The following is a 14,857-nucleotide window of genomic DNA, read 5'->3' as shown; positions in this document are numbered from 1 at the left end:
CGCTGTGACCCGCGCTGTGACGTCTCGCGACCCCTGCGTCACATCACGAACGTGAAGAGCGGCGAGCCTGGCGGCACCTGCTCGATCGTGAGCGGGCTCGCCCCCATCCGCTCCAGCAGGGCAGCGAGCCCGCCCGGCGCGTCCAGCTCGATGCCGACCAGCGCCGGGCCGGTCTCGCGGTTGTTCTTCTTGACGTAGTCGAAGACCACGATGTCCTCGCCCTCGCCCAGCACGTCGTCGAGGAAGTGGCGCAGCGCGCCCGGCTCCTGGGGGAACGACACCAGGAAGTAGTGCCGCAGCCCCTGGTGCAGCAGCGAGCGCTCGAGGATCTCGCCGTAGCGGCTGACGTCGTTGTTGCCGCCCGACACGATGGCGGCGACGCGCGCTCCCTCCGGGAAGGAGCCGGCCAGCTCGCGCACGGCGGTCGAGGCGAGCGCGCCGGCGGGCTCCGCGATGATCCCCTCGACCTGGTAGAGGTCGAGCATCTCGGTGCACACCGCTCCGGCCTCGACGGTCACGACCTCGTCGACGAGGTCGCGCACGAGCGGGAAGGTCAGCTCGCCGACCCGGCCCACGGCGGCACCGTCGACGAACGTGTCGACCGCGCCGATCGCCACCGGGTGGCCGGCGGCCAGCGCCACGGTCATGCTCGCCGCGCCGTCGGGCTCGACGCCGACGATGCGCACCTCGGGGTGCCGCTCGCGGAGCCAGGCGGCCATCCCGGCGACCAGGCCGCCCCCACCGATCGGGGCGACGACCGTGTGCAGCGGGCCGGGAGCCTGCTCGAGCAGCTCGACGGCCACCGTGCCCTGGCCCGCGATCGTGCGGGGGTCGTCGAACGGCGGGACGTAGACCGCGCCGGTCTCGAGGGAGTCGGTGAGCGCCGCCGCGCCGGCGGCGTCGTAGGTGCTGCCCTCCACGACCAGCTCGACGAGCCCCTGACCGAGGGCGACGATGCGCTGCCGCTTCTGCCGCGGGGTGTTGCCGGGCACGAAGACCCGTCCCCGAACGCCGAGCCGGGCGCAGCTCCAGGCCAGGCCCTGGCCGTGGTTGCCCGCGCTCGCGCAGACCACGCCGCGGGCGCGCTCGGCGTCGCTCAGCCCGCTGATGAGGTGGAAGGCGCCGCGGACCTTGTAGGACCGCGCGATCTGCCGGTTCTCGCGCTTGAGGAGGACCTCGGCGCCGACGAGCCGGCTCAGCCGGTCGCTGTGCTCCAGCTCGGTGCGGCGTACGACGGGCCGCAGGAGCTCAGCCGCCGCCTCGACGGCCGCCGCGTCCACCCGGTGCTCGATCGTCTGCTGCTGAGCCACCCGACGAGGTTAGGCCGTGTCTCCCGGCTCGTCGTAGTCGCCCGCACCTCGGAGGCCGCCGCCCACGACGACCCCTACCGAAGATCGGCCGGTGGGAAACTGGGCGACTCTTCTCGGCACGCCGGGTCCCCTGGACCAGTGACCCGATCATCGGACGCGGTGCTGGTCGGCGCTGTGAGTGGGCTCCGTCGGATTCGACCCCCGCACCTGCAGGCCCGAGACGAAGGGCCACAGTGGGCCCTGGCGTCGCGTGTTCTCACCATCACCCCACGCGCGGTGGTCGCGGACTCTGTGGTCGCGTCGAATCTCGCGTCGCGCGCCACGCCCGCCAGACCTCCACGGCGAGGCCGAGCGAGCACCCGACGACGACTGTGATGGCGGCGAGCCCGACCACCATCGCGGGAACCCACACGGCACGCTCGCCGCGCACGAGCCCGACCATCTGCACGAGGATCGCCGCGACGCCCACGGCGAAGGAAGCCAGCAGCCCCGCGCCCCACCGCTTCAAGGAGACCTCCACGCGTTGGAGGCTACGTCACCCCCTCCTGACCACGGGTCGCGTCCCGAGCGGGCCGGAAACGCAGCAGCCCCCCGACCGCGGGAGCGATCGGGGGGCTGCTGGGCAGAACTGAGATCAGATCACTTGGTGATCTTGGTGACCCGACCGGCGCCGACGGTGCGGCCACCCTCGCGGATCGCGAAGCGGAGACCCTCGTCCATCGCGATGGGCTGGATGAGCTCGACCGACATCTCGGTGTTGTCACCCGGCATGACCATCTCGGTGCCCTCGGGCAACGTCACGACGCCCGTCACGTCCGTGGTGCGGAAGTAGAACTGCGGACGGTAGTTGTTGAAGAACGGCGTGTGGCGGCCGCCCTCCTCCTTCGACAGGATGTAGACGCTGGCGTCGAAGTTGGTGTGCGGGGTCGTGGTGCCCGGCTTGATGACGACCATGCCGCGCTCGATGTCCTCGCGCTTGGTGCCACGGAGCAGCAGCCCGACGTTCTCGCCGGCCTGACCCTCGTCGAGCAGCTTGCGGAACATCTCGACACCGGTGACGGTCGACTTCTGGGCCTTCTCGCGGATGCCGATGATCTCGACCTCCTCGTTGACCTTGACGATGCCGCGCTCGATGCGACCGGTGATGACGGTGCCACGACCGGTGATCGTGAAGACGTCCTCGACGGGCATGAGGAAGGGCTTGTCGGTCTCGCGCTCGGGCGTCGGGATCGCGGTGTCGACCGCGTCCATCAGCTCCATGATCGAGTCGCCCCACTTCTCGTCGCCCTGGAGGGCGGGGAAGGCGGCAACGCGGACGACGGGGATGTCGTCACCGGGGAACTCGTACTCCGAGAGGAGCTCGCGCACCTCCATCTCGACGAGCTCGATGAGCTCCTCGTCGTCGACCATGTCGCACTTGTTGAGCGCGACGACCAGGGCCGGCACGCCGACCTGGCGCGCGAGCAGCACGTGCTCGCGGGTCTGCGGCATCGGGCCGTCGGTGGCGGCGACCACGAGGATCGCGCCGTCCATCTGAGCCGCGCCGGTGATCATGTTCTTGATGTAGTCGGCGTGACCGGGGCAGTCGACGTGCGCGTAGTGACGGTTCTCGGTCTGGTACTCGACGTGCGCGATCGAGATCGTGATGCCGCGCTGACGCTCCTCGGGAGCCTTGTCGATCTCGTCGAAGGCCGAGGCCGCGTTGAGGTCGGGGTACTTGTCGTGCAGGACCTTGGTGATCGCTGCGGTCAGCGTCGTCTTGCCGTGGTCGATGTGACCGATCGTGCCGATGTTGACGTGCGGCTTGGTCCGCTCGAACTTCGCCTTAGCCACTGTGGGCTCCTCCTGGGTTGTGTACTTGCTGACTCGTACTTGCTGGGGTGGTGCCGAAGGGGCGGACTACTCGCCGCGGACCTTCTTGATGATCTCGTCGGCGATGTTCTTCGGAACCTCGGCGTACGAGTCGAACTCCATCGAGTACGAAGCCTGACCAGAGGTCTTGGACCTCAGGTCGCCAACGTACCCGAACATCTCGGACAGCGGGACGAGGGCGTTGATGACCATGTCACCGTGCCGCTCCTCCTGCGCCTGGATCTGACCTCGCCGGCTGTTGAGGTCACCGATGACCGTCCCGAGGAAGTTCTCGGGGGTGGTCACCTCGACCGCGAACATCGGCTCGAGCAGGACCGGCTGGGCCATGCGGGCGGCCTCCTTGAAGGCCTGGTTGCCGGCGATCTTGAACGCGAGCTCGGACGAGTCGACGTCGTGGTAGGCGCCGTCCTCGAGCGTGAACTTCACGTCGACCATCGGGTAGCCGGCGAGGACACCGAACTCCATGGCCTCCTGGCCACCCTGGTCGACCGACGGGATGTACTCCCGCGGCACGCGGCCACCGCTCACGTTGTTGGCGAACTCGTAGCCCGCGCCGAGCCCGGTCTCCGGGTCGACGTTGGGGCCGAGCGAGATGACGACCTTCGCGAACTGGCCGGACCCACCGGTCTGCTTCTTGTGGGTGTAGCTGTGGTTGGTGACCTCGCGGCGCAGGGTCTCGCGGTAGGCCACCTGCGGCTTGCCGACGGTCGCCTCGACGCGGAACTCGCGCTTCATGCGGTCGACGAGGATCTCCAGGTGGAGCTCACCCATGCCCGCGATGATCGTCTGGCCGGTCTCCTCGTCGGACTTGACCGTGAAGGTCGGGTCCTCGTCGGAGAGGCGCTGGATCGCGGTGCCGAGCTTCTCCTGGTCGCCCTTGGTCTTGGGCTCGATCGCGACCTCGATCACCGGGGTCGGGAACGTCATCGACTCGAGGATGACCTGGTTCTGCGGGTCGCTCAGCGTGTGACCGGTCTTGGTGTCCTTCAGACCCATCACGGCGACGATCTGGCCGGCGCCGACCGACGCGATCTCCTCACGCTTGTTGGCGTGCATCTGGTAGACCTTGCCGATCCGCTCCTTGCGGCCGTTGACCGAGTTGACCACGGTCGAGCCGGCCTCGAGCTTGCCCGAGTAGACCCGGACGTAGATCAGCTTGCCGAGGTGCGGGTCGGTGGCGATCTTGTAGGCCAGACCGGAGAACGGCTCGTCGTCGGAGGGACGGCGCTTGATCTCCTCCTCCTCGTTGCGCGGGGAGTGACCGATGATCGCGTCGATGTCGAGCGGCGAGGGGAGGTACTTCACGACCGCGTCGAGCAGGGGCTGGACGCCCTTGTTCTTGAACGCCGTGCCGCACAGGACCGGGTTGAGCTTGTCGGCGAGCGTGGCGCGACGGATCGCGGCCTCGAGCTCCTCGACGGTGAACTCACCCTCCTCGAGGTACTTCTCCATGATCTCGTCGTCGGCCTCGGAGAGCGTCTCGAGCAGCTTCTCGCGGTACTCCGCGGCCTGCTCGGCGAGCTCCGCCGGGATCTCCTCGACGTCGTAGTCCTCACCGATCTTGGTCTCGCCGCGCCAGGTGAGGGCGCGCATCCCGACCAGGTCGACGACACCGAGGAAGTCGGACTCGGCGCCGATCGGCAGCTGGAGGACCAGCGGGGTGGAGTTGAGGCGGTCGACCATCATGTCGACGCAGTGGAAGAAGTCCGCACCGGTGCGGTCGAGCTTGTTGACGAAGCACATGCGGGGCACGGAGTACTTGTTGGCCTGGCGCCACACCGTCATGGTCTGCGGCTCGACACCGGCGACACCGTCGAAGACCGCGACCGCGCCGTCGAGGACGCGCAGCGAGCGCTCGACCTCGGCGGTGAAGTCGACGTGACCGGGGGTGTCGATGATGTTGATCTGGTGGTTCTTCCACCAGCAGGTCGTCGCGGCGGACGTGATGGTGATGCCGCGCTCCTGCTCCTGCTCCATCCAGTCCATCGTGGCCCCACCCTCGTGGACCTCACCGATCTTGTAGTTGATGCCGGTGTAGAAGAGGATGCGCTCGGTCGTGGTGGTCTTGCCCGCGTCGATGTGGGCCATGATGCCGATGTTGCGGACCTTGTTCAGGTCGGTGGTGATGTCGACAGCCACTGTCTTGTCTCAGTCCCTCTGGGTTGTTGCGAGCCCGGGCGTGGTCAGCCCTGGGTGGTGCGGCGTGCGGTGCGGCGTGCAGCGCCGCAGTGTGCCCGGGCCGCTGCGGGCCGGGCCACAGGAGAACGAGTGCGACGTGCGCAGTGTTCCCCCGGGCCCGGCCGCGGCGATCACCAGCGGTAGTGCGCGAAGGCCTTGTTCGACTCGGCCATCTTGTGGGTGTCCTCGCGCTTCTTCACCGCGGCACCGAGGCCGTTGGAGGCGTCGAGGATCTCGTTCATCAGGCGCTCGGACATCGTCTTCTCGCGACGGTCCTGCGCGTAGCCGACGAGCCAGCGCAGCCCCAGGGTGGTGCCCCGGGTGCCCTTGACCTCGATCGGGACCTGGTAGGTGGCGCCACCGACGCGGCGCGACTTGACCTCGATGGCCGGCTTGACGTTGTCCATCGCACGCTTCAGCGTGACGACGGGGTCGGTGCCGGTCTTCTCGCGGCAGCCCTCGAGGGCGCTGTAGACGATGCGCTGGGCGACCTGCTTCTTGCCGTCCTGCAGCACCTTGGAGACGAGCTGGGTGACCAGCTGCGACCCGTAGACCGGGTCGACGTCGAGCGGCCGCTTCGGGGCCGGGCCCTTGCGAGGCATCAGCTCTTCTCCTTCTTCGCGCCGTAGCGGCTGCGAGCCTGCTTGCGGTTCTTCACGCCCTGGGTGTCGAGCGTGCCGCGGATGATCTTGTAGCGGACACCGGGGAGGTCCTTCACCCGGCCGCCGCGGACGAGCACGATGGAGTGCTCCTGCAGGTTGTGGCCCACACCCGGGATGTACGCCGTGACCTCGACGCCGCTCGACAGGCGCACGCGGGCGACCTTGCGGAGGGCGGAGTTCGGCTTCTTCGGGGTGGTCGTGTAGACGCGCGTGCACACGCCGCGTCGCTGGGGCGAACCCTTCAGGGCAGGCGTCTTGTTCTTCGACACCTTGTCCTGGCGGCCCTTGCGGACCAGCTGGTTGATGGTGGGCACCTGGTGGTTCCCTCTCCTCGTTTGCTCATCACGGCCCGGCACCTTGCCGGGCACGGGTGTACTGCGTTGCTGCTCGTGCCTCTGCCGCGGCCGTGCGCCCCCACCGGATCGGCAGGACCTGGGCACGCAGGAGGGTCTGGGAGGACCAGACACCGAGGATCGAGCGTACCGGCCGCCCCGGAGGGGGTCAAAAGCGCACGAGGGGGCCCGCGGCCTCGCCCCGGGCGGGCCTCAGACGGGCAGCGGCTCGGGTCGGGCTGCGCCGACCTGCGCGCGGACCCGCTCGAAGACCGCCAGCGCCACGACCACGCCGAGGAGCGTGAGCGCGCCGCCGATGATGAGCGTCCACCGCGCACCGAGCTGCTCGCCGATCGTACCGATGACGGGGCTGCCGAGCGGGGTGCCGCCCATGACGACGGTCATGTAGAGCGCCATCACCCGCCCGCGCAGGGCCGGGTCGGCCTCGAGCTGCATGGTCGCGTTGGCGGAGTTGAGCAGGGTCAGCGTCGCGAAGCCGATGACGGGCGCGAAGGCCATGAAGGTCCAGTACGTCGGCAGCAGGCCGGCCACGATCTCGGCCACCCCGAAGCCGGTGGCCGCGACCACCAGCAGCCGCAGCCGGATCCGCACCCGGCGGGCGTTGAGCAGGGCCGCGCTCAGGGAGCCGAGCGCGAGCGCGGAGCCCAGCAGCCCGAACTCCCCCGCGCCCTTGCCGTAGACCTGGGTGGCCATGAGCGCCGAGGTGATCTGGAAGTTCATGCCGAAGGTGCCGGCGAAGAAGACCAGCACGAGGATCAGCATCATCTTCGGCTGGCTGCGCACGTAGCGCACGCCCTCCAGCAGCATCCCCGGGCTGCGGCCGCGCAGCTCGGGCGAGTGCAGCTCGCGCGGGTCCATGCGCCGCAGCTGCCAGATGACCGCGACGTAGGAGACGGCGTTGAGCAGGATCACCCAGCCCGAGGCCCGGGCGCCGTCGCCGAGCGCCCCGATCATCAACCCGGCCGCGGCGGGCCCGGCGAGGCGGGCGATGTTGAACGCCGCGGAGTTGAGCCCGACCGCGTTGGTGAGGTCGTCGCGGCCGACCATCTCGGAGACGAACGACTGGCGCGCCGGGGCGTCGAACGCCGAGCCGACCCCGAAGACGAACGCGAGCACGTAGACGTGCCAGACCTGGACGTGCCCGGTCACCGCGATGATGCCGAGCAGCAGCGAGCTCAGCGCCATGCAGGCCTGGGTGACCTGGAGCATGGCCCGCTTGGGGAAGCGGTCGGCGACCACCCCGGCGTACGGCGAGAGCAGCAGGACGGGCAGGAACTGCAGGCCCGTCGTGATCCCGAGCTCGGTGCCGCCCGTGCCCGGGAGGGTGAGCACCAGCCAGTCCTGCGCGACGCGCTGCATCCAGGTGCCGGTGTTCGACACGACACTGCCGGCGAGGTAGAGCCGGTAGTTGTGGTTGCGCAGGGCTCGGAAGGTGGGGCTCACTCGATCTCGTCTCGCTCTCGCCTGGGTCTGGTGGGGGTCAGTCGCGCTGGTCAGTCGCGCTCGGACAGGTGGTGCAGGATTGGCGCCGCGGCGCGCAGGACCGCCCGGTCCTCGGCGCTCAGCCCGCGCAGCTGGCGGGCCAGCCACTCGTCGCGGCGGCGCCGGTCGGCGAGCACGGTCTCGCGCCCGCGCTCGGTGATGGCCACGACCACCACGCGCCCGTCGGTCTCGTGGGGCCGCCGCTCGACGTACCCCCCGTCCTCGAGGGCGCTGACCTTGCGCGTCATGGTCGGCGGCTGGACCCGCTCGAGCGCGGCCAGCGCCCCGACCGTGAGGTCGCCGTGGCGGAACAGGTTGGCCAGCACCGCCATCGTGGCGATGCTCAGCTCGTTGTCGGGGTCGCGCTCGTTGGCCAAGCGGCGGCGCAGCCGCATCACGGCGACCCGGAGCTCGGAGGCGAGTCCGGCGTCGGAGCGGGCGACCTTCTCGACGGTGGGCATGACACTGAGCCTAACTCATTACCCTTGCTAAGCATTCCCGGCGCTGTCGGAAGAACCCCAGAACGTCAGGAATCCCAGCAGATGCTGGGATTCCGACATCCACCCTCGCTGCCGGGGCAATTCCTGACGTTCTGGGGTGTTGCAACCCCCCAGAACGTCAGGAACCCCAGCAGTTGCTGGGGTTCCTGGGACGCGAGGGGCGGGCGGGGCGCCCGGAGCGTCAGGTGAGCAGCTCGGTGATCGGGTTGATCGCGAAGTAGACGACGAACAGGCCGGCGACGACCCACAGGAGCGGGTGGAGCTGGGCGGCCTTGCCGACGACGAGCTTGATCAGGACGTAGGCGAGGAAGCCCGCGCCGATGCCGACGCTGATGGAGTAGGTGAACGGCATCAGCACGATGGTGAGGAACGCCGGGATGGCGATCTCGACGTCGTCCCACGAGATCTCGCGCACCTGCTGCATCATCAGGAAGCCGACGAGCACGAGAGCCGGGACGGCCGCCTCGGAGGGGATCACCGCGACGAGCGGGGCGAAGAGGATCGTGACGAGGAACAGCACGCCGGTCACGACGGAGGCGAGCCCGGTGCGGGCACCCTCCCCCACGCCGGAGGCCGACTCGATGTAGCTGGTGTTGGACGAGACGCCGGCCAGACCGCCCGCGGCGGCGGCGACCGAGTCGACGACGAGGATGCGCTCGGCGTGCGGCGGGACGCCCTCGGCGTCGAGCAGGTCGGCCTCGGCGCCGATCGCCGTCATCGTGCCCATGGTGTCGAAGAAGTCCGCGAGCATCAGCGTGAAGATCAGCAGCACCGCGGTGACGACGCCGACGGACTGGAACGAGCCGAGCAGCGAGAAATCACCGAGCGTGCCGAAGTCGGGGGTCTGCACGATGTCGCCGAGCCCCGGCAGCGCGGGGACGGTGAGCGACCAGCCGCTCGGGGCGTCGGCCGAGGAGCCGAGGTGGCCGATCGCCTCGACGACGATCGCGACCACGGTGGTTGAGAGGATCGCGATCAGGATGGCGCCGCGCACCTTGCGCACCCACAGCGCGATGAGCAGCACGAGCCCGAGCGCGAAGACCACGACGGGCCAGCCGGTGAGCTGGCCGGTGCGGCCGAGCTGGACGGGCACGGTCGAGTTGGCGACGTCGGGGATGCGGCCCACGAAGCCGGCGTCGACGAAACCGATGAGGGCGATGAACAGCCCGATGCCGACCGAGATGGCGATCTTGAGCTGGGCCGGGACGGCGTGGAAGACCGCCGTTCGGAAGCCGGTCAGCACCAGCACCAGGATCACGACGCCCTCGATGACCACGAGCCCCATCGCGTCGGCCCAGGTCATCTGACCGGCGATCGAGAACGCCACGAAGGCGTTGAGCCCGAGGCCGCTGGCCAGCGCCAGCGGGAAGTTGGCGAAGACGCCCATCGCGATGGTCAGCAGCCCCGCGACCAGGGCGGTGCCGGCCGCGATCGCCGGCAGGTTGGGGGCGTCGCCCCCGCCGAGGAAGCGGCCGTCGACGTCCTGGGCGTAGCCGAGGATGAGCGGGTTCAGCACGACGATGTAGGCCATCGTCACGAAGGTGACGACGCCGCCGCGCACCTCGCGCCCGAGCGTCGAGCCGCGCTCGCTGATCTTGAAGAAACCGTCGAGGCCGGACGTGCCGGTGGTCTGCGTGCTCACAGGGGGTCACCCCATCACACGGCGGGCGCCGATGGGTTTCGGCCGTGTTGCGTGAGACGGCGTACGACGGCCGGCGCGGATAGTCTGGAGCCGTGGAGCTCCGCGACGACCAGCCGTCCCAGCACGAGTTCGGCAACCGCACCTACATCGTCGCCGACGTCGAGCCCCTGGACGTCGACGGCGTGCGCACCGTCGAGGTCGGCACCGCGGCCTGGCTCATCGGCTTCCTCGCCCTGCTGCCGTTCTACGGCAGCCTGCAGGACGACGGCCGCACCTGGTGGCTGTGGACCTGCCTGTGCGGCTTCGGCCTCGGCCTGCTCGGGCTGGAGTACTGCCGCCGGCGCCGTCAGGCGCGTCGCGAGCTCGACGCGGACTGAGCACCCACCGAGGGTGCCCCCGAGACGGACTCGGTGGTTGAGGAAGGACGGAGTCCTGTCTCGAAACCACGTCCGGCCAGTGGTTTCGAGACGGCCCTGGCGGGCCTCCTCAACCAGCGGGGCTCACGACTAGAACGACTCGACGTCGGTCGGGGTCAGCGTGTCGACGACGTGGTCGGGCAGCGGCTGCGGGTCGTACTTCTGGGCGAGGCGGACCTCGGAGTGGGCGCCGCAGCCGTGGTCGAAGGTGACGACGCGGCCGTCGTCGTTGGCGTCGCCGTTGGCGCAGACGCCGAAGGTGTCGGCCAGCGGGCCCGAGAGCCGGAGCAGGAAGCCGCAGGAGAAGCAGTGGTGGGGCGCGGCCTGCGCGAGCGGCGAGGCGGGGCCGCCGTCGCCGTCGTACCACCGCTGGGCGGCGAGGTCGCGGCCCTCGACCGAGAGCGTGCGGACCCGGCCGAGGCCGAGGTCGGCGGCCACCGCGCGGACCTGCGCCTTGTCGTCGGCGTCGAGGGGGTCGTCGCCGAAGGAGTACGTCGGCACGAGGCGCGGGTCGTCGTCGGTCACCGGCAGCAGGTCGCCGGGCGAGAGGTCGCCGGGCTGCAGGCGCTCGCGGTAGGGCACCCAGGCGGGGGCGACGATGGCCTCCTCGCCGGGGACGAGCACGATCTCGTCGACGGTCACGGTGCGCTGGCGGCTCGCGCGCACGACGGTGACGGACCAGCGCCATCCGACGTAGCCGCGGCGGGTGCAGGCGAAGAGGTGGGTGACGACCCGGTCGCCCTCGCCGATCGCGGCGAGGTGCTCGCCGATGTCGCCGGCGTCGTCGACCTCCTCGAGCAGCGCCGTGCGGGCGAGGTCGACCGCGGCCGCGGCGGCCGCGTCGGGCTTGCCGCGCGTGGGAGCGAGGGTGGCGAGGGAGCTCACGCGAGCAAGCATGACCGATGCCCGCGGACGATGTCAGGTCGGGCGGGTGCCGCACCCCTGCTCGGGGGGTGGGAGCGGGCAGGATGGACCCGTGGAGGAGGACGAGCAGCGCTGGCGCGACCCGCACCCGGACGTGCCTCCGACCGGGCGCTCGCGGGCCCCCCGCGGCGAGCGGGCCCGCCGGGTCGGCCGCGGGGTCGCGGGTGGGGCGCGCGCGACGGCCCGCGGACTGGCCGCGGCCGGGCGCAGCACCGCCCGCGCGAGCCGCTACACCGCGGTGCAGGCCCGCCGGGCGAGCGAGGCGCAGGGCGCCGGCGAGTCCGGGCTCTCCCGGCTGATCCAGATGCACGTGTTCAACACCGCGGGCGACGCGGCGGTGGCGATCTCGCTGGCGGGCTCGCTGTTCTTCCAGGTGCCCTCGGGCGAGGCCCGCGACCAGGTCGCGCTGTTCCTCGGCCTGACGATGCTGCCGTTCGCGATCGTGGCGCCGCTGATCGGCCCCTTCCTCGACCGGTTCGCGCACGGGCGACGCTGGGCGATCGGCGCGACGATGGCGGTGCGGGCCTTCTTGTGCTGGGCGCTGGCCTCGTCGGTGACGAGCGAGTCGCCGCTGGTCTTCGCCGCCGCGCTCGGCGTGCTCGTCTCGTCCAAGGCCTACGGCGTGACCCGGGCGGCCGCCGTACCCCGCCTGCTGCCGCGTGACTTCACCCTGGTCAAGGCCAACGGGAGGGTCTCGCTGTCGGGCATCGTGGGCGCGAGCGTGTCCGCCCCGATCGCCGGCCTGGCCTCGCTCGTGGGGCCGCAGTGGTCGCTGCGCTACGCCTTCGTGCTGTTCGTCGTCGCCACCGTCTGCGCGATCCGGCTGCCGGCGGCCGTCGACTCGAGCGCCGGCGAGGGCGAGCTCTCCTGGCGCGGCGTCGAGGGCAGCACGACCTCCCGCGGGCGGCGCCGCACCCGGGCCACGCCGGCCATGGCGTTCGCGCTGCGGGCCAACGCCGGGCCGTGGTTCCTCTCCGGCTTCCTGCTGATGTACCTCGCGTTCCTGCTGCGCGACCCCGACCTGCGCCCCGACAGCAGCTTCGGCGCGGGCGTGGTGATCGGCGTCGTGGTCGGGGCCGTCGGCCTCGGGCGCACCCTCGGGACGCTCGCCGCCTCGCTGCTGTCGAGGATCACCCCGGCCCTCGCCGTCGTGCTCGCCCTCGTCGGCGACGCCGCGGTCGCGCTCCTCGCTGCGCTGTTCTACGGCGTGTGGGCGCTCGCGCTGCTCGGCCTGGTCGCCGGGCTCGCGCAGGCGCTCGCGAAGTTCTCCCTCGACGCCACCATCCAGCGCGACGTGCCGGCTCAGGTGCAGGCGAGCGCCTTCGGCCGCAGCGACACCGTGTGTCAGCTCGCCTGGGTGGTCGGCGGGTTCATCGGCATCGCGCTCCCCCTCGACCCGCCGCGGCTGGGGCTCACGGTGGCCTTCGTGCTCCTCACCGCCTGGACGGCGTACGTCCTGTGGTCCTCGCCGGGCCGCCGCCGCGGGCCCGTCGTCGCCACCGTCCGCGCGAGCGCGCCCCCGCGCCCCGCCCAACGTCGTGACACCACCCGTGAGGACACCCAGCCGCTGCCGGTGCGCCGCCAGCCCTGACCCGGCCGACCGTGGCTCTGGCCCGCGAATGACCCGTGCGGGCCAGGGCGCGAGCCCCGGTGGTCGACCTACCCTCGTGCGGTGACGTCTCGGACGCGCCACGTCGCCGGCCTGACCTGCGCAGCCTCGCTGCTGCTCTGTGGGCTCGCCGCTGCGCCCGCGTCGGCTGACGAGCCGGCGGTCCCGACCGCTCCGGCCGCTCCGATCGGCCCGGTGGCGGGTGCGCCGGGCCGGCTGAGCGGTGCGGCGTTCACCGACGCGGACGGCGACGGCCGGTGGAGCGCCGGCGACACGGCGGCACCCGACGGCGACCTCGTGGTGGCCACGCGGGTCAGCGCCGACGGCACCCGGGAGAGCGGCGACCTGGTGGCGACGGTCGAGCAGGGGCGGTGGAGCCTGACCGGGCTCACCGCGGGCATCTGGCTCGTCTACCAGCCCCGCACCGGCCAGACGCTGCCCGCGGCCCAGCAGCCCTACCGGCTCACGATCGGGACGGACGAGTCCGAGACCCGCGGCTGGGACGACGTCGACTTCGGGGTGGACCCGACGGCGGCCACCCCGGCCGACGCGACGCTCAGCGGCACGGTGGTCGATGCCGACGGTCACGGACTCGCGGGGGTGGTCGTGAGCGACCTGACCTCGGACCCCGACCGGCGCACCACGACCGGCAGCGGCGGGACGTGGACCCTCACCGGGGTGTCGTACGGCGTGCACCTCGTCTCGCACGACGAGCAGGACCACGCCCGCACCCCGCCGGCCCACGACGCGTTGCTGGTGGCGGGCGGGTCCAGCCCGGCGACGCGCACCTTCACCGTGCTCGCGCCCGGACGGGCCGAGGTCGCGGGCACGGTCTTCGACGACCTCGACGGCGACGGCGTGCGCGACGCGGGCGAGGAGACGCTGAGCGGCCTCCACCTGGGGCTCGCCGGCACCGCCACCGGCGGCACGTGGGACGCAGCGGTCGACGCGAGCGGTGGCTTCGTGGTCGGCGAGCTGCCGGCCGACACGTTCGCCGTCAGCGCCCCGACCGGCTGGACGGTGACGACGGGGCCGGTCGTGGTCGCGACGTACACCTCGACGGTGGGCGACGTGGCCGTCGGGCTGCACCGTCCCCGGGTCCAGGAGCCGGTCACCCCCGCGACGCCGCTCACCCCCTCGACGCCGGTCACCCCTGCGACGCCGAGCACGCCCGCTCCCCCGGCGCCGATGGTGACCACCCCCGCGCCGCCGGGCACACCCGCACGGCTGCGCGCGAGGGGTCGCGCCGGCGGCGTGGTGCTGCGCTGGGCCGCGCCGGCGGGAGCGGTGGTGACCGACTACCTCGTCGAGGTGCGCCGGCCCGGGGCGAAGCGCTGGACGACGCTGCCGGCCCTCGACGCCGCGACGACGCGGCTCACGATGGCCGCGCTCGCGCCGGGGCGCTGGTGGTTCCGGGTGGCCGCGGTCGGGTCCGCGGGCGCCGGTGCGGCGAGCCGCCCGGTCAGCGTCGTGGTGCGGCGCTGACCCTGCGGGTCGCCGTTCTCAGAGCTCGAGCTCGTCGGCGAGCGCGCGCAGCAGCTTGGCGGTCGGTGCCGCGGTGGAGCGGTCGGGGTGCCGGCCGTGGCGGTAGGCCTCGCCGACGCCGTCGAGCAGCCGGATGAGGTCCTCGACGATGGTCGCCATCTCGTCGGGCTTCTTGCGCTTCGCGCTCGACTGGTTGCGCTGCACCGAGGCCGGCTTGTCGAGGATGCGCACCTGCAGGGCCTGGTCGCCGCGGCGTCCCTGGGCGATGCCGAACTCGACGCGGGTGCCCGCCTTGACCGTCGTGACGCCCTCGGGGAGGGCATCGGCGCGGACGTAGACGTCGGGGCCGTCGTCCTGCGACAGGAAGCCGAAACCCTTGCCGGCGTCGTACCACTTCACCTTGCCAGTCGGCACCGTCTGACCC

At 71.6% G+C, this 14,857-nt stretch carries 14 protein-coding genes; 3 read left to right on the top strand and 11 right to left on the bottom strand.

What is annotated here, in order from left to right:
• Positions 1–38: 38 nt before the first annotated feature.
• The 9 genes from ilvA to GRQ65_RS12870 form a co-directional block, all read right to left on the bottom strand.
• The gene (gene ilvA, locus GRQ65_RS12910; RefSeq protein WP_160878384.1) at positions 39–1,310 is read right to left on the bottom strand and encodes a threonine ammonia-lyase IlvA; all 1,272 of its coding nucleotides are present in this window, start codon (positions 1,308–1,310) and stop codon (positions 39–41) included.
• Positions 1,311–1,572: 262 nt separating this feature from the next.
• On the bottom strand, positions 1,573–1,830 hold the full coding sequence (locus GRQ65_RS12905; RefSeq protein WP_160878383.1) for a hypothetical protein: 258 nt from the start codon (positions 1,828–1,830) through the stop codon (positions 1,573–1,575).
• A 119-nt stretch (positions 1,831–1,949) separates the two neighbouring features.
• Entirely contained in the window at positions 1,950–3,143 is a 1,194-nt protein-coding gene (gene tuf / locus GRQ65_RS12900) for an elongation factor Tu (RefSeq protein ID WP_160878382.1), read from the bottom strand.
• Between the two features lie 66 nt (positions 3,144–3,209).
• Positions 3,210–5,321, bottom strand: a complete 2,112-nt coding sequence (fusA, locus tag GRQ65_RS12895; RefSeq protein ID WP_160878381.1) for an elongation factor G — start codon at positions 5,319–5,321, stop codon at positions 3,210–3,212.
• Between the two features lie 170 nt (positions 5,322–5,491).
• On the bottom strand, positions 5,492–5,962 hold the full coding sequence (rpsG, locus tag GRQ65_RS12890) for a 30S ribosomal protein S7 (RefSeq protein WP_160878380.1): 471 nt from the start codon (positions 5,960–5,962) through the stop codon (positions 5,492–5,494).
• On the bottom strand, positions 5,962–6,336 hold the full coding sequence (rpsL, locus tag GRQ65_RS12885) for a 30S ribosomal protein S12 (RefSeq protein WP_028636428.1): 375 nt from the start codon (positions 6,334–6,336) through the stop codon (positions 5,962–5,964). The genes rpsG and rpsL overlap by 1 nt, the downstream gene beginning before the upstream one ends.
• Before the next feature lie 231 nt (positions 6,337–6,567).
• Complete coding sequence (locus GRQ65_RS12880; protein ID WP_160878379.1) at positions 6,568–7,818, bottom strand: MFS transporter; 1,251 nt, start codon at positions 7,816–7,818, stop codon at positions 6,568–6,570.
• Between the two features lie 50 nt (positions 7,819–7,868).
• A complete protein-coding gene (locus tag GRQ65_RS12875; RefSeq protein ID WP_160878378.1) occupies positions 7,869–8,318 on the bottom strand; it encodes a MarR family winged helix-turn-helix transcriptional regulator in 450 nt (149 codons plus the stop codon).
• Positions 8,319–8,538: 220 nt separating this feature from the next.
• The gene (locus GRQ65_RS12870; protein ID WP_160878377.1) at positions 8,539–9,999 is read right to left on the bottom strand and encodes a solute carrier family 23 protein; all 1,461 of its coding nucleotides are present in this window, start codon (positions 9,997–9,999) and stop codon (positions 8,539–8,541) included.
• A 92-nt stretch (positions 10,000–10,091) separates the two neighbouring features.
• Here GRQ65_RS12870 and GRQ65_RS12865 point away from each other — a divergent pair, with 92 nt between their 5' ends.
• On the top strand, positions 10,092–10,376 hold the full coding sequence (locus tag GRQ65_RS12865; protein ID WP_337191697.1) for a DUF2530 domain-containing protein: 285 nt from the start codon (positions 10,092–10,094) through the stop codon (positions 10,374–10,376).
• Between the two features lie 129 nt (positions 10,377–10,505).
• Here GRQ65_RS12865 and GRQ65_RS12860 read toward each other — a convergent pair whose 3' ends face one another.
• Positions 10,506–11,300, bottom strand: a complete 795-nt coding sequence (locus tag GRQ65_RS12860) for a DUF3027 domain-containing protein (RefSeq protein ID WP_337191696.1) — start codon at positions 11,298–11,300, stop codon at positions 10,506–10,508.
• A gap of 91 nt (positions 11,301–11,391) precedes the next feature.
• On the opposite strand from GRQ65_RS12860, the gene GRQ65_RS12855 reads away from it, so the two are divergent.
• The gene (locus tag GRQ65_RS12855) at positions 11,392–12,930 is read left to right on the top strand and encodes an MFS transporter (protein WP_337191695.1); all 1,539 of its coding nucleotides are present in this window, start codon (positions 11,392–11,394) and stop codon (positions 12,928–12,930) included.
• Positions 12,931–13,011: 81 nt separating this feature from the next.
• Positions 13,012–14,433 carry a hypothetical protein gene (locus GRQ65_RS22170; RefSeq protein ID WP_202388033.1) on the top strand — a complete coding sequence of 474 codons (1,422 nt, stop codon included), beginning with the start codon at positions 13,012–13,014 and terminating at the stop codon, positions 14,431–14,433.
• Positions 14,434–14,451: 18 nt separating this feature from the next.
• On the opposite strand, the gene GRQ65_RS12845 is transcribed toward GRQ65_RS22170, so the two are convergent.
• The gene (locus tag GRQ65_RS12845) at positions 14,452–14,847 is read right to left on the bottom strand and encodes a cold shock domain-containing protein (RefSeq protein ID WP_160878374.1); all 396 of its coding nucleotides are present in this window, start codon (positions 14,845–14,847) and stop codon (positions 14,452–14,454) included.
• Positions 14,848–14,857: the final 10 nt, after the last annotated feature.

It is taken from the genome of Nocardioides flavescens, from assembly GCF_009823805.1.
Taxonomy (GTDB): domain Bacteria; phylum Actinomycetota; class Actinomycetes; order Propionibacteriales; family Nocardioidaceae; genus Nocardioides; species Nocardioides flavescens.
Note: the sequence above shows the minus strand (reverse complement) of the source record. Positions and strands in the feature narration are given on the sequence as shown.